Origin of the sequence: Streptomyces apocyni (assembly GCF_009739465.1) — a bacterium.
In the GTDB taxonomy this organism is placed as follows: domain Bacteria; phylum Actinomycetota; class Actinomycetes; order Streptomycetales; family Streptomycetaceae; genus Streptomyces; species Streptomyces apocyni.
Genome location: NZ_WHOM01000052.1, coordinates 82495 through 101116 on the forward strand (window position 1 = coordinate 82495; position 18622 = coordinate 101116).

16 protein-coding genes are annotated in these 18622 nt (G+C 71.2%); 9 read left to right on the top strand and 7 right to left on the bottom strand.

All coding sequences use genetic code 11. The annotated features are described in order from the left end of the window. Positions 1–49: 49 nt before the first annotated feature. From GCN81_RS14645 to GCN81_RS14655, 3 genes are read right to left on the bottom strand one after another with little or no spacing between them, the layout of a single operon-like run. Positions 50–1174, bottom strand: coding sequence for an ABC transporter ATP-binding protein (locus GCN81_RS14645; RefSeq protein WP_156725028.1), 1125 nt, complete (start codon positions 1172–1174; stop codon positions 50–52). A gap of 56 nt (positions 1175–1230) precedes the next feature. Next, positions 1231–2949 carry an ABC transporter permease gene (locus GCN81_RS14650; RefSeq protein WP_231626723.1) on the bottom strand — a complete coding sequence of 573 codons (1719 nt, stop codon included), beginning with the start codon at positions 2947–2949 and terminating at the stop codon, positions 1231–1233. A gap of 7 nt (positions 2950–2956) precedes the next feature. Beyond that, positions 2957–4033: an iron ABC transporter substrate-binding protein gene (locus GCN81_RS14655; RefSeq protein WP_156725029.1), complete on the bottom strand. Its 1077-nt coding sequence runs from the start codon at positions 4031–4033 to the stop codon at positions 2957–2959. Positions 4034–4245: 212 nt separating this feature from the next. Between GCN81_RS14655 and GCN81_RS14660 the strand changes: the two genes are divergently transcribed. Then, positions 4246–4764: an EF-hand domain-containing protein gene (locus GCN81_RS14660; protein ID WP_156725030.1), complete on the top strand. Its 519-nt coding sequence runs from the start codon at positions 4246–4248 to the stop codon at positions 4762–4764. Positions 4765–4833: 69 nt separating this feature from the next. Here the strand turns inward: GCN81_RS14660 and GCN81_RS14665 are convergent, their stop codons facing one another. Next, positions 4834–6462, bottom strand: coding sequence for a class I adenylate-forming enzyme family protein (locus tag GCN81_RS14665; RefSeq protein WP_156725031.1), 1629 nt, complete (start codon positions 6460–6462; stop codon positions 4834–4836). A 144-nt stretch (positions 6463–6606) separates the two neighbouring features. Here GCN81_RS14665 and GCN81_RS14670 point away from each other — a divergent pair, with 144 nt between their 5' ends. The 4 genes from GCN81_RS14670 to GCN81_RS14685 all read left to right on the top strand — a co-directional run bounded on the left by GCN81_RS14670 (position 6607) and on the right by GCN81_RS14685 (position 10845). After that, a complete protein-coding gene (locus GCN81_RS14670) occupies positions 6607–7797 on the top strand; it encodes an amidohydrolase family protein (RefSeq protein ID WP_156725032.1) in 1191 nt (396 codons plus the stop codon). An 11-nt stretch (positions 7798–7808) separates the two neighbouring features. Continuing rightward, a complete protein-coding gene (locus GCN81_RS14675) occupies positions 7809–8969 on the top strand; it encodes an acyl-CoA dehydrogenase (RefSeq protein ID WP_156725033.1) in 1161 nt (386 codons plus the stop codon). A 9-nt stretch (positions 8970–8978) separates the two neighbouring features. Continuing rightward, positions 8979–9911: an acyl-CoA dehydrogenase family protein gene (locus GCN81_RS14680; RefSeq protein WP_156725034.1), complete on the top strand. Its 933-nt coding sequence runs from the start codon at positions 8979–8981 to the stop codon at positions 9909–9911. A gap of 403 nt (positions 9912–10314) precedes the next feature. Then, a complete protein-coding gene (locus GCN81_RS14685; protein ID WP_156725035.1) occupies positions 10315–10845 on the top strand; it encodes an ATP-binding protein in 531 nt (176 codons plus the stop codon). A gap of 249 nt (positions 10846–11094) precedes the next feature. Here the strand turns inward: GCN81_RS14685 and GCN81_RS14690 are convergent, their stop codons facing one another. Then, the gene (locus GCN81_RS14690) at positions 11095–12048 is read right to left on the bottom strand and encodes a cyclase family protein (protein ID WP_156725036.1); all 954 of its coding nucleotides are present in this window, start codon (positions 12046–12048) and stop codon (positions 11095–11097) included. A gap of 126 nt (positions 12049–12174) precedes the next feature. Here GCN81_RS14690 and GCN81_RS14695 point away from each other — a divergent pair, with 126 nt between their 5' ends. The 3 genes from GCN81_RS14695 to GCN81_RS14705 all read left to right on the top strand — a co-directional run bounded on the left by GCN81_RS14695 (position 12175) and on the right by GCN81_RS14705 (position 15495). After that, positions 12175–13086, top strand: a complete 912-nt coding sequence (locus GCN81_RS14695) for an SDR family oxidoreductase (RefSeq protein WP_156725037.1) — start codon at positions 12175–12177, stop codon at positions 13084–13086. Between the two features lie 94 nt (positions 13087–13180). Further along, positions 13181–14428 carry an acyl-CoA dehydrogenase family protein gene (locus tag GCN81_RS14700; RefSeq protein WP_156725038.1) on the top strand — a complete coding sequence of 416 codons (1248 nt, stop codon included), beginning with the start codon at positions 13181–13183 and terminating at the stop codon, positions 14426–14428. Further along, a complete protein-coding gene (locus GCN81_RS14705) occupies positions 14425–15495 on the top strand; it encodes a Zn-dependent alcohol dehydrogenase (RefSeq protein ID WP_156725039.1) in 1071 nt (356 codons plus the stop codon). Before GCN81_RS14700 ends, GCN81_RS14705 begins: the two co-directional genes overlap by 4 nt. Before the next feature lie 7 nt (positions 15496–15502). On the opposite strand, the gene GCN81_RS14710 is transcribed toward GCN81_RS14705, so the two are convergent. After that, complete coding sequence (locus tag GCN81_RS14710) at positions 15503–16528, bottom strand: GlxA family transcriptional regulator (RefSeq protein WP_156725040.1); 1026 nt, start codon at positions 16526–16528, stop codon at positions 15503–15505. 92 nt (positions 16529–16620) lie between these two features. On the opposite strand from GCN81_RS14710, the gene GCN81_RS14715 reads away from it, so the two are divergent. Beyond that, positions 16621–17913, top strand: coding sequence for an MFS transporter (locus GCN81_RS14715; protein ID WP_156725065.1), 1293 nt, complete (start codon positions 16621–16623; stop codon positions 17911–17913). Here the strand turns inward: GCN81_RS14715 and GCN81_RS14720 are convergent. After that, entirely contained in the window at positions 17891–18541 is a 651-nt protein-coding gene (locus GCN81_RS14720) for a flavin reductase family protein (protein ID WP_156725066.1), read from the bottom strand. The genes GCN81_RS14715 and GCN81_RS14720 overlap by 23 nt on opposite strands. Positions 18542–18622 lie beyond the last annotated feature (81 nt).

Consider the following 18622-nt stretch of genomic DNA (forward strand, 5'->3'; position numbering starts at 1 on the left):
GGCTGCAGTTGGTTGCGGTGATGAGACCGTCCGGGACGGCAAAACTCATCTAGCTCGCAGCCGGGTGCAAGACTGCCTCGCCTGTGACCGCGATGCCCGTCTCCTCGCCGGGCCGTACCCCGGCCGGGCCCGCGACCCGTACCGACACCGGCGTGTCCAGGCCCGGTACCGCGACCGTCACCATCGCGTCGTGGCCGTAGAAGCGGACGTCGACGACCGTGCCCCGCCTCGAGCCAGCGGCCGACGGTGACGTCATCGTGAGTTGCTCGGGGCGCAGGACGACGATCCCCTGAGCGTGACCATTCGCAGCGGACGAGGAGGAGGGTGAGGGTGCGGGTGAGGATGTGGGTGTGGGTGTGGGCGCCAGGGGGATCCGGCCCAGCGCCGTGCCGACCGTCGCCCCCTCCGCCGTGCCCGGCAGCAGCACCGCGTCGCCCACGAAGTCGGCGACCCACGGGTCGGTGGGGCGGCGGTAGACCTCCTCCGGGGTGCCGCACTGGGCGACCCGGCCGTCCCGTACGACCGCCACCAGGTCCGCGCAGGACAGCGCCTCCTGCTGGTCGTGGGTGACCAGGACGCCGGTGGAGTTGGTGGCGCGGAGCGCGGCGCGGACGTCGGCTCGTACGCCTGCCCGCAGCGCGCTGTCCAGTGCGTTGAAGGGCTCGTCCAGGAGGACGATGACGGGGGCGGGGGCCAGCGCGCGGGCCAGGGCGACGCGTTGTTGCTGGCCGCCGGAGAGTTCGTGCGGCATGCGCGTGCCGTAGCCGGGAAGGCCGACCAGGTCGAGCATCTCCTCGGTGCGTACGCGGCGTTCGGCGCGCGGGGTGTGGGTCAGGCCGAAGGCCACGTTGCGGGCCACGGTCAAGTGCGGGAAGAGCGCGCCTTCCTGGGGGACGATGCCGATCCGGCGCTGCTCGGGCGGCAGGTGCTGCCCGCCGGGCCCGGCGACGACCTCGCCGCCGACCTCGACCGTGCCCCCGTCGGCGCGCAGGAAGCCCGCGACGATCCGCAGCATCGTGGTTTTGCCGCAGCCGGACGGGCCGAGTACGGCGGCCAGTTGCCCGGCGGGCACAGTGAGGTCGAGGCCGTCCAGGACCCGCTCCCGCTCGCCCGTGCCGTAGGACTTGGTGAGTCCGGTGATCCGCAGGTCACTCGTGGCGGCCCGTGGCTTCATGGGCGATCCCTTCGCGGCCGGTGGCTTCGTGGGCGATGGCTTCGCGGCCCGTGGCTTCATGAGCGGTGCCTTCCGAGGAGGTACGACGGGACGGCGGCGATCAGGATGAGGACGGCGGCATACGGCGCGGCGGCGGCGTACGACGCGGTCTCGGTCTCCGTCCACAGGCGGGTGGCGAGGGTGTCCATGCCGGTAGGGCGCAGCAGCAGCGTCGCCGGGAGTTCCTTCATGCAGACGACGAAGGCGAGCGCGGCCCCGGCGGCGATCCCCGGCGCGGCCAGCGGCACCGTGACCTCGCGCAGGACCCGCAGCGGGCCCCGGCCCAGCGAGCGGGCGACGTCCTCCAGCACCGGGGGCGCCTGCAGTACGGCGGCCCGGGTCGCGCCGACGGCGACCGGCAGGAACAACACGGCGTACGCGGCGATGAGGAGCGGGAGTTCCTGGTAGACGGGGTACGCGTAGCGGACCGCGAGGAAGACCAGGGAGAGGGCGACGGTGATACCGGGTACGGCGTGACCGGCGTAGGCGGCCTGCTCGAGCAGATGCGCGGCGCGCCCCCGGTAGCGGGCCGCGAGCACCCCGACGGGCAGCGCGAGCGCGGCGGTGAGGACGGCGCCCAGCGCGGCGACGTACAGCGTGGTCCAGCCGGTCTCCAGCAGCCGCGCCGGGTCCCAGGTGCGGGAGTTGCCGACGGACAGCCAGTACGCGAGGGTCCCGGCCGGGAAGAGCACCCCGGCCGCGGCGACCAGCGAGCACCAGCCGAGCGCGGGCACCGTGAACGCGCCCAGGCGGGTCGGGGCAGCGGGCCGCGCGGCGCCCCCACCGGTACGGGAGTGGCCCGCGCGGCCCCGGGTGCGGGCCTCGGCGGCGACCAGGAGCACCGTCATCAGGACCAGGACGACGCTGAGCGCGGCGGCCGGAGTCCGGTCGAAGCTGGCCTTGTACGAGGTGTGGATGGCCTGCGTGAACGTCTCGTACCGCATGATCGACACCGCGCCGAAGTCGGACAGCACATACAGCGCGACCAGCAGTCCGCCACCGGCTGCCGCGGGCCGCAGTTGGGGCAGCGTGACGCGCAGGAAGGTGCTCAGCGCGCCGTGCCCGAGCGAGCGCGCGGCCTCCTCCTGCGCCGGGTCGATGCCGCGCAGCGCGGCGGCGACCGGGAGATAGACGTACGGGTAGCTGACCAGGGTGAGCGCTAGGGCCGCGCCGGTGAAACCGGTGGCGCGGTCGGGCGATGCGGAGGTCCAGGCGAAGGCCGCGACGTAGCTCGGTACGGCGAGCGGCAGCGTGGCCAGCACCGACCAGGCCCGGGCGCCGGGCAGGGCGGTCCGTACCGTCAGCCAGGCCAGCGAGATCCCGAGCAGCAGGCAGCCGCCGACGACCACCGCCGCGAGCCCCACGCTGCGGCCGAGCAGTTCGACGGTGCGCTCGGTGGCGACGACGTCCCAGGCGAAGCCGGGGCCGTGCTCCAGCGCCCGTACGCCCAGGTAGATCAGCGGTAGCAGGGCCAGCGCGGCGGCCGCGCTGGCGGCCGCGAGCAGCAGAAACGGCGGTCGGCGGCCAGTTCCACCACCCGAGCCCCCGCGTCCACCACGTCCCGGCCGTTCACGTCCCGGCCGTTCACGCCCCGCCCTTCCGCCGCGCCACTCCAACAGTCCCCCGGCGCGCCCGCGCCCGGACGGCGCCGAAGCGCCGCCCGGGCGTGAGGTGGTGCGACCGGGTTCCGATGGGGCGTTGGTCGCGCTGGTGCCCCCGGTCCCCGCGTTGCTCATCTCGGTATCAGACCATTCCGGCTTCCTGAAGCATCTTCAGGGTCTGCTCCAGGGACTCCAGCTTGCTCAGGTCGATGTCGGGAGCGTCGATGGAGTCCAGCGGCGGCAGCCCCTCGACGTTGCTCTTCACGCCAGCGGCGACCGGGTACTCCTTGGTCTCGTCGCTGAAGTACGTCTGCGCTTCCTCGGAGAGCAGGAAGTCGACGGCCTTCTCGGCGGCGGCGCTCTCGCCACTGCCCTTGAGGACGCCGACGCCCGCGACGTTCACCAGCGCGCCCGCGTCGCCCTTGGTCGGGTAGTGCAGCTTGGCCTTGACCTTGTCGGCGCCCTCTTCGGCGACCTTCTCGTACCAGTAGTAGTGGTTGATCAGGCCCAGCTCGGCCTTGCCGTCGTTGACGGCGGCGAGCACCGGGGTGTTCTTCTCGTACACCTGCGGGTCGTTGGCCTTGAAGTCCTTGAGCCACTTGCGGGTGGCGTCGTCACCCTCGAGGACGCGCATACCGGTGACGAACGCCTGGAAGGAGGCGTTGGTCGGGGCGTAGGCGACCTTGCCCTTCCACTCGGGCTTGGTCAGGTCGTGCACGCTGTCCGGGACCTTCTTGACCTTCGCCGGGTCGTACGCGATGACCCGGGCGCGCCCGGAGACGCCGACCCAGCTGCCGTCCTCGGCGCGGAACGCCTTGTCGACCTTGTCCAGGGATGCCTGCGGCAGGTCCGCGAGGCGGCCCTCCTTGGCCAGCGCGCCCAGCGCACCGGCGTCCTGGGACAGGAACAGGTCGGCATCGGTCTTGCCGCCCTCCTCCAGGAGCTGGGCGGCGAGCTCGGCGCTGCCGCCGTAGCGGACCTCGACCTTGTTGCCGGTGGCCTTCTCCAGCTTCTCCAAGAGGGGGGCGATCAGGTCCTCGTTGCGGCCGGAGTAGATGGTCAGGGTCTGGCCGGAGGCCTTGTCCTTGGCCTTCGTACCGGAGTCGGAGCCGGAGCCGGTGTCGGAGTCCTTGTCGTTGCCGCCGCAGGCGGCCATGAGCGGGGCGAGGAGTGCGACCGCGGCGACGGCGGTGATGCTGCGAGCGGTGGGGCGTCTCATGGGTGGTGCCTTCCTCGGAGTCTGTGAGCCCCCTATAGATAAGGTGTGCCTAACCTAAGGGTCAAGTGTTATGGGTGCTCGTGTCCAATCCGAGATGTAGCGGAACCTCACCGGCTGTGACACAAACCCGCACCACTGCGGCCCTGGCGGCGGATGCGCGACGTACGCTCCGACGAGACCGACGACGTGCATCACCGAGCAGTGAGGCTGAGATGGACAGCGCAGAGTACGAGCGCAGGATCGCCGCCCGTTTCGCGAACTTCGACCAGGACCGCAACGGCTACATCGCCCGTGAAGACTTCGGCACCGCCGCCAAGGCGCTGCTCGCCGAGTTCGGCACGCCGGCCCGTAGCGACAAGGGCCAGTCGCTGTACATCGGCGCCGAGGCGCTCTGGCAGGGCATGGCGGGCATCGCGGATGTGGACGGCGACCAGCGGGTCTCTCGCGACGAGTTCGTCACCGGAGCGGTGAAGCGCCTACGGGACAACCCCGAGCGCTTCGCCGAGATCGCCCGCCCCTTCCTCCGTGGCGCGATCGCCGTAGCCGACGAAGACGGCCAGGGCGCCACCGCCGAGGCCGCCGAACGCGCGCTGCGGGCCCTTGGCGTGGCCCCCGAGGCAGCGGCGACGGCGGCGAAGGCGCTGTTGGACGGCAACGGCCGCATCGCGACGGAGGACCGCGTACTGGCCGCCTTCGCGGCGTACTTCACCACGCCTGAGCCGGAGGAGTGAGTCGGAGGCGTGAGGTGGGGCTTCACGGGCGCCACCCGCACCACCCGCACCACCCGGCCGGAGTCAGGCCTACCTCTCCGCGGACGGCCCTCCGGGCGGTGCCCCGAACCGCTCCCGCAGTTTGTACTTGAGGACCTTGCGCAGGGTCTCGTTGCGGGGGAGCGCGGCCACCAGCTCCAACTGCTCTGGGAGCTTGTGTACGGACAGGCCCGCCTCGCGGAGGTAGGCCGTGATCTCGGGCAGCGTCAACTCGGGTGCGTGCGGCGGCTGTTCGACGACCGCGCAGACGCGTTCCCCGCGCTCCGCGTCCGGGAGGCCGATGACCGCCGCGTCACCGACGGCGGGGTGCTGGTGGAGCAGGTTCTCTATCTCCGTGGCGGAGATGTTCTCGCCCTTGCGGATGATGACGTCCTTGAGGCGACCGGTGAGGACCAGGTGGCCGCTCGCGGTGAGGCGGCCCAGGTCGCCGGTGATGAGGAAGCCGTCCGCGTCGAAGGCGGCGGCGGTCTGGGCCGGGTCGAGGTAGCCGCGGCAGACGGCCTCGCCGCGTAGGCGTACCTCGCCCTCGGTGCCGGTGGCGAGCGGTTTGCCCTCCGGGTCCGTGATGCGGATCTCCATGCCGGGCGGGGGGCGGCCCTCGGTGGTGGCCAGGTTCACCCGGGTGTCGTCCGGGGAGCCCATGGTGATCATCGGGACCTCGGTCATGCCGTAGCCGTGCGTGAGTTGGCAGCCCAGCTCCGCGCGGACCGCATCGTAGAGCTCCGGTGGCTTGGGCGCGCCACCGCCCGCCAGGAGCCGCAGGGTGGGGATCAGTGGCTGGCCGGTCGGCTGTTTGCGCTGCTCGGCCAGGAACATGGAGTAGAAGGCCGTGGAGCCGCCCGCCGTCGTCACTCCGTGCCTGCGGTAGCCGTCCAGCGCGTCCGGGAGGACGAACTTCTCGAAGAGGACGGCGGGGAACCCGTACAACAGGAGCATCACCAGGTAGTCGGGCCCGCCGATGTGCGCGAAGGGGAAGGCGATGGAGCCGATGTCGTCTCCCGACAGGCGCAGCGCGTGCGCCAGGCAGGAGCCGCCCGCGATGAGGGAACGGTCGGTGTGCAGTACGCCCTTGGGGTCGGAGGTCGTCCCCGAGGTCCAGTAGATCCAGCGCACCTCCGTCCCGGAGGTGGGTGTGGGTGTGGGTGTTGGGGTGCGGGGGAGTACGGACGGGTCGCCGTCCGGCAGCGTGTCGTACGCCGCGAAGATGCCGCGCGCGCCGAGTCGCCGGGCCATCGCCGTATGGTCGAAGCCCCGCCACATCCCGGGCGAGCCGAAGAAGTCCGCGCCGGACTCGCGCAGCGCGAAGCCCACCTCACGGTCCCGGTAGAAGGGGATCAGCGGGGTCTGGACCGCGCCTATGCGGGTCAGCGCGGCGGAGAGCAGCACGGTCTCGATGCGGGTGGGCAGCTGCCAGGCCACCACCGTGCCGGGGCGTACGCCCATGTCGTACAGGCCCGCCGCGACGCGCTCCGCGCGGGTCCGCAGCTCACCGAAGGTCAGGGCCCGGTCGTCGGCGGGGTCGGCCTCGGCCTGGATCAGGGCGGCGCGGTCCGGGGTGAGTGCGGCGCGCCGGCTGATCAGTTCCCAGAGGGTGGGCGACGCGTCCAGCGTGTGGGCGTGTGCGTCGGCGTGTGCGGTGTCGTCGTCGCTGGCGCTCATCGCGAACCCTCCGTAACTGATGGGCTGTCAGATTGTGGCGAGAGCGTAGGCCTCGGCGCCTTGTCGGTCCAGACCTCGGAGGGCTAGCCTCTTTCTGACGGTCCATCAGATACGTCCGGCAGTTACGCCGAAGAGGGGAACCCGATGGAACTACCTCGGATCATCAGCGTCGACGACCACGTCATCGAGCCCGCACACCTCTTCGAGACCTGGCTGCCGAAGAAATACCAGGACCGTGGGCCCAAGTCCCTCACCGCGGGCATCGGCGAGCTCGAGTACACCGGCGGCAAGTACGTCATCACCATGGACCCGGACGGGCCGCCCACCGACTGGTGGATCTACGAAGACCTCAAGTTCCCGTACAAACGCAACATCGCCGCCGTCGGCTTCGACCGTGACGACATGACCCTGGAGGGCATCACCAGGGCTGAGATGCGCCGAGGCTGCTGGGACCCGGCGGCCCGGCTCGCCGACATGGACCTCAACCACGTCGAGGCGTCCCTCTGCTTCCCCACCTTCCCGCGCTTCTGCGGCCAGACCTTCGCCGAGGCGCACGACAAGGAGGTCGCGCTCGCCTGCGTACGCGCGTACAACGACTGGATGGTGGAGGAGTGGTGCGGCGACAGCGGCGGCCGCCTGATCCCGCTCTGCATCATCCCGCTCTGGGACATCGAGCTCGCCGTCGCCGAGGTCAGGCGCAACGCCGCGCGGGGAGTCCGGGCCGTCACCTTCTCCGAGATCCCCACCTACCTCGGGCTCCCCTCCATCCACTCCGGCTACTGGGACCCCTTCTTCGCCGTCTGCCAGGAGACCGGCACCGTCGTCAACATGCACATCGGCAGCAGCTCGCAGATGCCCGCCGCGTCCCCGGACGCGCCACCCGCCGTGCAGGCCGCGCTCAGCTTCAACAACGCCATGGCCTCGATGATGGACTTCCTCTTCTCCGGCGTCCTGGTGAAGTTCCCGCAGCTCAAGCTGGCGTACAGCGAAGGCCAGATGGGGTGGATCCCGTACGCCCTGGAGCGCGCCGACGACGTGTGGGAGGAACACCGTGCCTGGGGCGGGGTCCGGGACCTGATCCCCGAACCGCCGTCCACGTACTACTACCGCCAGATGTTCTGCTGCTTCTTCCGCGACAAGCACGGCGTGGCATCCCTGGACGTCGTCGGGCGCGACAACGCCACCTTCGAGACCGACTATCCGCACGTCGACTCGACCTTCCCGCATACGAAAGAGGTCGCGCTCGACCATGTGAAGGGCCTGGACGACGCGACCGTCTACAAGCTGATGCGCGGCAACGCCATCCGCATGCTCAGCCTCGACCTCGACACCTAGGCAGGCTGGGAGTGGACCTCACCTACACCGCCGAAGAGGAAGACTTCCGGGCGCGGCTGCGCGCGTGGCTCCAGCGCGTGCTGCCGAAGCTGCCGCCCCGCCCCGCCCCCGACGACTGGCCCGGGCGCCGGGCGTACGACCTCGGCTGGCAGCGGATGCTGTACGACGCCGGATACGCGGGCCTGCACTGGCCGGTGGACGCCGGAGGGCAGGGCGCGACACCCACCCAGCACCTGATCTACCTGGAGGAGACCGAACGCGCGGGCGCCCCGTACGTCGGCGCCAACTTCGTCGGGCTGCTGCACGCCGGGCCGACCATCGCCGCCGTAGGCACCGCGGACCAGCGCGCCCGGTGGCTGCCGCCGGTGTTGCGCGGCGACGAGGTCTGGTGCCAGGGGTTCAGCGAGCCGGACGCGGGGTCTGACCTGGCCTCGCTGCGGACACGCGCCGTACGGGACGGTGACGCGTACGTCGTCAGCGGCACCAAGATCTGGACCTCGCACGCCGAGGTGGCCGACTGGTGCGAACTGCTGGTGCGCACCGACCCCGACGCGCCCAAGCACCGGGGGATCTCCTGGCTCGCGATGCCGATGGACGCGCCGGGCGTCACCGTACGGCCGCTGCGTACCCTCGCGGGTTCGACGGAGTTCGCCGAGATGTTCCTGGACGAGGTGCGGGTGCCGGTGGCGAACCGGGTGGGCGCGGAGCACGACGGCTGGCGGGTCACCATGGTCACGCTGTCGTTCGAGCGGGGCACGGCCTTCGTGGGGGAGGTCGTGGCCTGCCGCCGTACGCTTGGGCAGCTCGCCGCCGAGGCGCGGAAGAACGGCCGTTGGGATGATCCCGTACTGCGCCGGAGGCTCGGGAGGCTGAGCGCGGAGTTCGGCGCGCTGTGGCGGCTCACGCAGTGGAACGTGAGCGAGGCGCAGCACCAACGTACGGGGGGCGTCCCGGGGACCGGCGGCTCGGTCTTCAAGCTCCGCTATTCGCACGCCCGCCAGGAGCTGTACGACACGGCGGCGGCCGTACTCGGACCTGACAGCCTGGACCTGGCGCGGGAGTGGAATCTGGACCGGCTCTCGGCACTCTCGTACACGATCGCGGCCGGTACGTCGCAGATCCAGCGCGACATCGTCGCCGAGCGGATACTCGGCCTGCCGAAGGGGCGGTGAGGCGGGTCCATGGACTTCCAACTGACGGATGACCAGCGTGCGTTGCGGGCGGGAGTGCGGGAGATGCTGCGGCGCCGCTTCGGGCGGGAGGCGCTACGGGCCGCTGCCGCTCCTGGGGACGCTGCCGCTCCTGGGCTCGCTGCCGGTGACGCCGAACCCGCGCTTGACCGGGGCCTGTGGCGGGAGCTGGGCGCGGCCGGGTTCTTCTCGCTGCGGTTGCCGGAGAGCGAGGGCGGCGCCGAACTCGGGTTGCCCGAGGCGGTGCTGGTCTTCGAGGAGGCGGGGCGGGTGCTGCTGCCGGGGCCCCTGGTGGCCACGCATCTCGCGGCGGGCGAGGTGCCTGGGGCCGCGTCGGGGGAGACGGTGGTCACCGAGGTGTCGCGGGGGCTGGTCCCCTGGCTGAACGCGGCGGATGTCGTACGGCGGGACGAGGCGGCCGAGGGCGGGGTGGTCAGGGTGGCCGGGGCCGTACCGGTGCGGTCGGTGGACCCGACGACCCCGCTGCACCGGGTGCCTGAGGCCACGGGGCCCGGCACCAGCCCCGTAGGCCCGCTCCTCACCGCCGCCGAGCAGCTCGGCAGCGCCGCCCGTACCTGCGAGATGGCCGTCCAATACGCCAAGGAGCGAGAGCAGTTCGGACAGCCGATCGGCGCCTTCCAGGCAGTCAAACACCTGTGCGCGCAGATGCTGGTACGGGCCGAGGTGGCACGCGGCGCGGTGTACGCGGCGGCCGTGACCGGTGACGTACGGGAGATCGCGGCTGCCGCGCTGCTCGCCGACGAGGCGGCGGTCGACAACGCGCGCGACTGTCTCCAGGTGTACGGCGGCATGGGCTTCACCTGGGAAGCCGACGTCCATCTGCACCTCAAGCGGGCCTGGCTGCGCGCCGAGCTGGGATGGTCCGCGGGCGAGGCGGAGGAGATGCTGGCGGCCGCGCTGTGAGGCGCGCGGTGAGGAGTGTCGAACAGGCTGACTACACAGCGTCGATATCGACCCGTGTCCTGGGCGCGCTCGTCACGGCACGGAGTCGGGCCCTCGCTCCGGTACGCTCCGTGGGATGCGAGTGGTTCTGATGGTGAGCCATACCGGTGTTGCCCGACTGGCGGCCCCGGAAGCGGCGATGCGCACCGCTCGCAGGGCATGGCGGTGCAGCGCGCCGTGCTGTTCGAGTCCCCGGCAAGCGCGTCGCACAGTATGCCGCACGCGTACTCCTTCGCGCTGGAATATGCCTGAAGCGCTTGTTGGGGTGACTGTACGTCAACCATGCTGTCTCGTACGGGGATCACGCTCCGTGATCCCATGGAGACACGAGGCGATGTGTCCGCCGGTTCGGATGGTGTGAGCGGTGCAGGTGCTTCAGGTACAGACGGAGGTCGGGGCGGACCCTGCTGAGGTAGGCCGCGTCCGTAGGTGGGTCAAGGTGTGGCTGGCCCGCTCCGGGATAGAGCTGGATGAGACGTTGGCCGAGTCAGTGATCCTGATCGTGTCGGAGCTGGTCACCAACGCCGTCGTGCACACCGGCGAGCCCGCCGTGCTGAGCCTGCGGCTCCCCGGTGTCCTCGCGGAGAGCCCGGGGACGGTACGGGTCGAGGTGGCCGACATCAGCAACCGGCCGCCCCAGCCCCGGCACGCCGACGGGGACGCGACCCACGGCAGAGGCCTCGAACTCGTCGACGGACTCGCCTCGCGCTGGGGCTGGCAGCCCGAGGGCGCGGGCAAGCGCATCTGGTGCGAGGTGGACCGCCAGGCGGACTGCCAGAGGGATCGCCAGGCGGACCGCCAGGTGGATCGCCAGGCGGACCGCCAGGTGGATCGCCGCGAGGTCGCGAGCGCCGGTCAGGTGCGACCAGCGTGCGCTGTCGCTTTTCCGGCATAGCCGAACAGAACGCCGGGCAGGTATTGACGTGGCGTGATCGGCTGATCACTCTGGTGTCCAGCGATGCGCCGTGAGGGGACGTCGAGGGGGCCTGAGGCGGGGTCAGGTCCGGCTTGGCGAGCGCGGGTCGTGCTTCGGCGCCAGCCGGAGTGATGGCGGCGCGCACTGCCGTGCTCGGGGCGCCAGGCGCGCGCCGCCACCGTTCCTCAGGCACCGTTCCTCAGGTACCGCTCACCAGGGCACCGCTGCTCAGAGCGTGGCCACGGGAGCGACCGGGCTGCCCGTCGCACCGACGAAGGGTTCCGGTACGGCCGACAGCAGGAACGTATAGCGGGATTCTTGTGCACAGGCTGTGGACAACTCTTCGAGCTGGAAGTTCTGCCCCTGCAGCATGCCCATCTCGACCAGGTCGAGCGCGTGTACGGGCAGCCACAGGTTCTCGATCTCCGGCGGAAAGATCTCAAAGGTCAGCGTGTCATTGGCGACCGCCGCGACATCCCGCGCGTGGAACCACTCGGGGGTGCGGACCGACAGCCCCGGCGACGGGTACCCGTACGCGTGCTTGTCGCCGGACAGGTAGACCTGCATCTGCCCGGTCCGTACGAGGACGATATCGCCCGAGCGCACGGTGACCCCCGCGAACTCCTCGGCCTCGGCCAGGTCTTCCGGGGTCACGCCATGGCCGCCCGGTAGCCGGTCCAGGCCCTTGGCGCGGGCGATGTCCAGCAGGACGCCGCGCGAGACGAGAGGCCCGGCCTTGTCGATGCCGCTGAACCTGGCGCCGGTGTGCGCGGTGATCGTGTCCGCTGGCCGCCCGTTGTAGAGCCGCCCCGAGTGTGAGACATGGGTGAGCGCGTCCCAGTGGGTGGCCGCCTGGAGCCCCATGGTCACGGCGTCGTCGCTACAGGCGACCGTGCCAGGGCCGAACAGCTCCTGGTTGATCTGCACCATGCTGTGGAACGGATTGATCCGCCCCGGGATCACCCCCGTCTGCACCCCGTCCTGCTGAAGCGGCAGCGCGAGGGGGACCCGGCGCCCGGTCCTGACCTCGGCCGCGGCCTGCCGTACGACCTCGTCGGTGATGAGGTTCAGGGTGCCGATCTCGTCGTCGGCACCCCAACGGCCCCAGTTGTTCACGCGCTTGGCGATGTCGTGGAACTCCGGTGGGAGGGACGGGGGCTGCGGTTCGTCGGCGGCTGGCATGTGGGCCTCCTGATCTCCGCGTGATCTCGCGTGATCTCGCGCTGCGTCGTGCCTGCGTCTTGCGCTTTCTCGTCCGATGACTCAAGAATCTAACGGTCCGTCAGAAACCTGGGGAAGGGGCCGGGCGTGGGGAACTTCTTGGCAGGCAAGGTCATCGCCGTCACCGGAGCCGGTCGGGGCATCGGACGGGCGGTCGCGCTGGCCGCCGCGAACGAAGGCGCGAAGGTCGTGGTGAACGACTACGGCGTCTCCATCGACGGCGGTGAACCGGCGAGCGAGATAGCCGAGTCCGTGGTCAAGGACATCCAGGCGGCGGGCGGCGAAGCGGTCGCCGTCGCCGACGACATCTCGACCATGGCGGGTGGCCAACGGGTCGTGGACGTGGCGCAGACGGAGTTCGGGCGCCTGGACGGCGCCGTCTGTGTGGCCGGGATTCTGCGCGAGCGGATGCTGTTCAACATGTCGGAGGAGGAGTGGGACCCGGTAATCGCCACGCACCTCAAGGGCACCTTCACGGTGTTCCGCGCGGCATCGGCGCTGATGCGCAAGCAGGGCACCGGCACGCTGATCGGGTTCACCAGCGGAAACCACCAGGGCAGCGTCTCGCAGGCCAACTACGCCTCGGCCAAGGGCGGCATCATCTCGCTGGTGCGGAGCGCGGCCCTGGGGCTGCACAAGTACGGGGTCACGGCGAACGCGATAGCCCCCGTCGCCCGTACCCGGATGTCCGCCAACGTCCCCGTGGAGCTGACGGAGATCGGCGAGCCGGAAGACGTCGCGGCCCTGGTGGTGTACCTGCTGAGCGAGCGGGCCCGCGAAGAGAAGATCACCGGGCAGGTGTACACGATCGCCGGACCGAAGATCGCGGTGTGGGCCCAGCCACGGGAGCTACGGGCCGGGTACGCGGACGGGGGCTGGACCCCGTCCAAGATCGCGGACTTCCTCCCGGGAACGGTGGGCACGGACCCGATGCCGATGCTCGCTCAACTGGAGGCGATGGCCGAGGCGGCGGCGCGCAAGGCGCGGCCCAACGCGTGAATCCCGACCGGCCCCGCATCCGGCCCCCCATCCGGCCCCGCATCCGGCGCCGCAGGCGGCCGGACAAGCGGTCCCACAATCTGGAGGAAGCACCGTGGAGTTCGGCTTCGACGCGGCGGACGACGCGTTCCGCCAGGACGCCCGCAGCTGGCTCCAGGCGCACCTCACCGACGCGTTCGCCGACGCCGCGGGCCAAGGAGGCCCCGGCAGCGAACACGAGGGCGCCGAAGCCCGCCGCGCCTGGGAGCGCGAGCTAGGCGCGGGCGGCTGGATCGGCATCGGCTGGGACGCCGCGTACCGGCGCCAGCAGGCGGCCAGGACTGCCACGCTCACCCAACAGGTCGTCTGGGCGGAGGAGTACGCCCGCGCCAGGGCCCCCGCCCGCTACGGCCACATCGGCGAGAACCTCCTCGCCCCCACGCTCCTCGCGTACGGCACCGAGGACCAGCGACGCCGCTTCCTCCCGCCCATCGCCCGCGGCGAGACGCTGTGGTGCCAGGGCTACAGCGAACCGGGCGCGGGGTCGGACCTCGCCGGGGTCCGTACGACCGCACGCCGCGACGTCGCCCACGACGGCAAGGCAACTTCCGGTAGGGCAACCTACCGCGTCACCGGGCAGAAGACCTGGACCTCACTCGCGCGCGAAGCCGACTGGTGCTTCGTCCTGGCCAGAACCGAGGCGGGCGCGCGGCGGCACCGGGGCCTGTCGCTGCTGCTGGTGCCGATGGACCAGCCGGGCCGTATCGAGGTGCGGCCGATCACCCAACTCACCGGCACGAGCGAGTTCAACGAAGTCTTCTTCGACGGGGCCGTGGCGGCGGCCGAGGACATCGTCGGCGGCGAGGGCAACGGCTGGTCCGTCGCCATGGGCCTGCTCGCGCTCGAACGCGGGGTCTCCACGCTCGTGCAGCAGATCGGCTTCGCCGAGGAACTGTCGGGCGTACTGCGCGAGGCGGCGCGTGCCACGGCTGCTGATCCCGTGCTCAAGGACCGCCTCGTACGACAGTGGGCCGAGCTGCGCACCATGCGCTGGAACGCCCTGCGCACGCTGGGCAGTTCGAGCGAGCCGTCCCACCCAGGCGCGCCCAGCGTGGCCAAGTTGCTGTGGGGCGGCTGGCATCAGCGCCTGGGGGAGCTGGCGATGCAGGTGCGCGGCGCTTCCGCGACCGTCGGCCCGTACGACTGGAGCGGCGAGCGGGCGTACGAACTGGACGCCTGGCAGCGGCTGTTCCTCTTCACCCGGGCCGACACGATCTACGGCGGCTCGGACGAGATCCAGCGCGACATCATCGCCGAGCGCGTGCTCGGTCTGCCCAAGGAGCCCAAGGGAGGCGTTCGGTGAGAGGCGTTCTGTTCGACGGCAAGCACACCCAGGTGGTCGATGACCTGGAGATACGTGACCCCGGGCCCGGTGAAGTCATGGTCGCGGTAGCCGCGGCGGGGCTGTGCCACAGCGACCTGTCGGTCATCGACGGCACGATTCCCTTCCCGCGGCCCGTGGTGCTCGGGCACGAGGGCGCGGGGGTCGTCGAGTCGGTCGGGCCCGGCGTCTCCCACGTGGCGCCGGGTGACCATGTGGCGCTGTCCACGCTCGCCAACTGCGGGGCCTGCGCGGAGTGCGACCGGGGGCGGCCCACGATGTGCCGTAGGGCGATCGGTATGCCGGGCCAGCCGTTCTCGCGTGGCGGGCGGCCGGTGTACCAGTTCGCGTCCAACTCGGCTTTCGCGGAGCGGACGGTGGTGAAGGCCGTACAGGCGGTGAGGATTCCCGAGGACATTCCGCTGACCTCAGCCGCGCTCATCGGGTGCGCGGTGCTGACGGGCGTCGGTGCCGTACTCAACCGCGCACGCGTGGACCGTGGTGACAGCGTGGTGGTGATCGGCGCGGGCGGGGTCGGGCTCAACGTCCTTCAGGGTGCGCGGTTCGCGGGCGCGCTCACGGTGGTGGCGGTGGACGCGAACCCGGCGAAGGAGGCGATGGCGCGGCAGTTCGGGGCCACGCACTTCATCGACGCGTCGCAGTCCGCGGACACCTCAGCCGCCGTACGGGAGATCCTGCCGAACGGCGCGGACCACGTCTTCGAATGCGTTGGCAGTCCGCGGCTGATCCGTCAGGCCGTGGACCTGCTGGACCGGCACGGGCAGGCCGTCCTGCTCGGGATGCCAGGCCCCAAGGCCGAGGCGACCTTCGTCCCCGCGAACCTGTTCCTGGACAAGTCGATCCTTGGCTGCCGCTATGGGGCGTCGCGGCCGCAACGGGACATCGCGCTCTACGCGGAGCTGTACCGGCAGGGTCGGCTGCTCCTGGACGAACTGGTGACGGAGACGTACCCGGTGGAGGACTTCGCGAAGGCGGTGGACGACGCGGAGCAGGGGCGGTTGGCGCGGGGGGTGCTGACGTTCGGGTGAGTTCCAGCTATCCGGCCGCCGCCGTCCGGAACGTGCGCCGGTACGCCGTAGGCGTCACCCCAAGCGCCCCCTGCACATGCTGCCGCATCGACTGCGCCGTGCCGAAACCCGCGTCCCGCGCGACCTGGTCCATGGAGAGCCCGGTGCTCTCCAGCAGATACCTGGCCCGCTCCACCCGCTGCTGGGTGAGCCACTGACCAGGACTGACGCCCGTCTCCTCGCGGAAGCGGCGCGTGAAGGTCCGTACCGACATGGACTCCTGCTCGGCCATGTCGCGCAGCTGGATCGGTTCGTGCAGGCGGCCAAGCGCCCAGGCCCGCGCGGCGGTGGTGGTCGCCAACCGTGGCTCAGGCACCGGCCGTTGGATGAACTGGGCCTGCCCGCCGTCCCGATGGGGCGGTACAACGGTGTAGCGGGCTACGTGGTTGGCGACCGCCGTGCCGTGGTCGCGGCGCACGATGTGCAGACAGAGGTCGATGCCCGCGGCGACGCCAGCGGAGGTCAGGACGTCGCCGTCGTCGACGAAGAGGACGTCCGCGTCGACCTTGACGCGAGGGAAGAGCCGTTGGAAGTGCTCGGCCGATGACCAGTGGGTGGTGGCGGGATGCCCGTCGAGGTAACCGGCCGCGGCCAGGACGTACCCACCGGTGCAGATGGCGACCATTCGGGTGCCGGGCCTGAGGTGCGCGAGCGCGGCGCTCAGTTCCGGCGTCAGCCGCCCCTCCTCGTACACCGGTCCGAGCTCGTACGACGCGGGGACGACGACGGTGTCGGCCGTGGCCAGCGCCTCGGGGCCGTGCTCGACGAGTACGGCGAAGTCGGAGTCCGTACGGACCGGTCCTGGCGGCCGGATCGAGCAGGTGATGATCTCGTACAGGGGGTGGCCGGGGTGGCCGGTGGTGAGGTCCTTGGCGCGGCCGAAGACGCGGTGCGGGATGCCGAGTTCGAAGGGGAGCAGGCCGTCCAGGGCTAGGACGACGACGCGGTGGGGTGCGGGGGCTGGCTGGGCGGTCGGGGTGGGCAAGGCGGGCATGGCCCGATCGTAGCGAATGCTGTCCGTCGGGCCAGTCGATTGACGTGATCGCGACCAGCAGGCTGGAGCGCGTGACATCGACGAACACGCAGCTGAGCACGCAGCTGAGCACGCCAGTGAAGAGGCCCACTCCGCGCAGGAGCACGCGCCGCCAGCCGCGCATTCACCGAGCGTGGATCGTCGCGGCCGTGACCTTCGTGACGCTGGTCGGCGGGGCGGCCTTCAACGCCCTGCCGGGCGTGCTGATCGATCCGCTGCACCAGGAGTTCAGCTGGTCGCGCGGCGAGATCGGGTTCGCGATCTCGCTCACGATGGCGCTGTACGGGCTGACCGCGCCGTTCGCCGCCGCGCTGATGGACCGTTTCGGCATCCGCCGGGTCGTGGTGGTGGCGCTGAGTATGACCGCCGCGGGCTCGCTGCTCAGCGTGTTCATGACGGCGAGCTGGCAGCTGATGCTGTACTGGGGCGTTCTGGTCGGCCTCGGCAGCGGCTCGATGGCGCTGGCGTTCTCGGCGACGGTCACCAACCGCTGGTTCGTCGCGCGCCGGGGCCTGGTCACCGGCATCCTGACGGCCGGGGGTGCCTCCGGACAGCTCGTCTTCCTCCCGCTGTGCGCCTGGATCGTCGAGGAGCACGGCTGGCGGCCCGCCGCCGTCACGGTCACGCTCGCGGCGGCGGCCGTCGTTCCCCTTGTATGGCTGCTGCTACGCGACCATCCGGCCGATGTCGGTCTGGCCCCGTACGGTGGGGAGTACGTCGAGAAGCCCGCGCCGCAGCGCGGGGCGGCGCGGCGTGCCCTGCGGGTCCTGGCTGACGCGGCGAAGACCGGGCCGTTCTGGCTGCTCTGCGCCACGTTCGCGATCTGCGGTGCCTCGACGAACGGGCTGATCCGCACCCACTTCGTCCCGGCCGCCCATGACCATGGCATGGCGATCACGGTGGCGGCATCGCTCCTCGCCGTCATCGGGGTCTTCGACATCATCGGCACGATCGGCTCCGGCTGGCTGACCGACCGCTACGACCCGCGCCGCCTGCTGGCCGTGTACTACGCGCTGCGCGGGGTCTCGCTCCTGCTGCTGCCGATGCTGCTCGCGCCCGCCGTCCAGCCGCCGATGCTGTTCTTCGTCGTCTTCTACGGGCTGGACTGGATCGCCACGGTGCCGCCCACGATCGCCCTGTGCCGCGAGCACTACGGCGATGACAGCGCGATCGTCTTCGGCTGGGTGCTCGCCTCGCACCAGGTCGGCGCGGCGGTGGTCGCGTTCCTGGGTGGGGTGGCGCGGGATGTCTTCGGCTCGTACGACGTGGTCTGGTACGGGTCGGGGGCGCTGTGTGCGGCGGCGGCGCTGATGGCGTTGGTGATCAGGAGGGGGCGGCGGGGCTAGGCGGCGGGTCCGCGAGCTGTTTGAACTGCCCCTGGTGGAACAGCAGCGGCCGCCCCTGGTCCGTGGACTCCGTGGACTCCGTGGTGTCCGTCGCCCCCAGCGCATCCACTCGCCCCACCACGATCAGATGGTCACCCCCGGTGTGCACGGCGTGGATCGTGCAGTCGATCCACGCGGGCACGCCCGCAAGCCGTGGTGCACCCGACGCGGGCGCCGCGTCATAGGCGACCCCCGCGAACTTGTCCGCCCCGCTCACCGCGAAGCCGCGGCACAGCTCGCCCTGGTCGGCGCCGAGCACGTTCACACAGAAGGCGCCCGCCCGGGCGATGCGGGGCCAGGTGGTCGACGTACGCGCGACCATGAAGGCGACCAGGGGCGGGTCGAGGGAGAGCGAACTGAAGGACTGGCAGGCGAAACCGGCCGGCTGTCCGGTCGTGTCGTCCAGGGCGGTGATCACGGTGACGCCGGTGGCGAAGTGGCCCAGTACGCGCCGGAACTCCCCCGGATCGACCGGCAGCCGCTCGTCGTCGCCGACCGCGCGCAAGTCGGGGCGGGGCAGTGCTTCCACCGGCTCGGCGACCGTGGCGGCACCGACTGACCTGAGGTATCGGACGGCGGTGGCGGCCATCCCTGCATGTCCCATCACGCTATCCATTAGAACTGACGGACCGTCAGAAGAGAAGAGTCGGAAGGCTTGGAGGGCTTGGAG

What these genes read in the sequence shown, in the direction of transcription:
- GCN81_RS14690 (WP_156725036.1), bottom strand. Translation starts at nt 12,048, where the DNA reads ATGCCAGCCGCCGACGAACCGCAGCCCCCGTCCCTCCCACCGGAGTTC.
- GCN81_RS14645 (WP_156725028.1), bottom strand. Translation starts at nt 1,174, where the DNA reads ATGAAGCCACGGGCCGCCACGAGTGACCTGCGGATCACCGGACTCACC.
- GCN81_RS14720 (WP_156725066.1), bottom strand. Translation starts at nt 18,541, where the DNA reads ATGGCCGCCACCGCCGTCCGATACCTCAGGTCAGTCGGTGCCGCCACG.
- GCN81_RS14710 (WP_156725040.1), bottom strand. Translation starts at nt 16,528, where the DNA reads ATGCCCGCCTTGCCCACCCCGACCGCCCAGCCAGCCCCCGCACCCCAC.
- GCN81_RS14650 (WP_231626723.1), bottom strand. Translation starts at nt 2,949, where the DNA reads ATGAGCAACGCGGGGACCGGGGGCACCAGCGCGACCAACGCCCCATCG.
- GCN81_RS14655 (WP_156725029.1), bottom strand. Translation starts at nt 4,033, where the DNA reads ATGAGACGCCCCACCGCTCGCAGCATCACCGCCGTCGCCGCGGTCGCA.
- GCN81_RS14680 (WP_156725034.1), top strand. Translation starts at nt 8,979, where the DNA reads ATGGACTTCCAACTGACGGATGACCAGCGTGCGTTGCGGGCGGGAGTG.
- GCN81_RS14670 (WP_156725032.1), top strand. Translation starts at nt 6,607, where the DNA reads ATGGAACTACCTCGGATCATCAGCGTCGACGACCACGTCATCGAGCCC.
- GCN81_RS14660 (WP_156725030.1), top strand. Translation starts at nt 4,246, where the DNA reads ATGGACAGCGCAGAGTACGAGCGCAGGATCGCCGCCCGTTTCGCGAAC.
- GCN81_RS14665 (WP_156725031.1), bottom strand. Translation starts at nt 6,462, where the DNA reads ATGAGCGCCAGCGACGACGACACCGCACACGCCGACGCACACGCCCAC.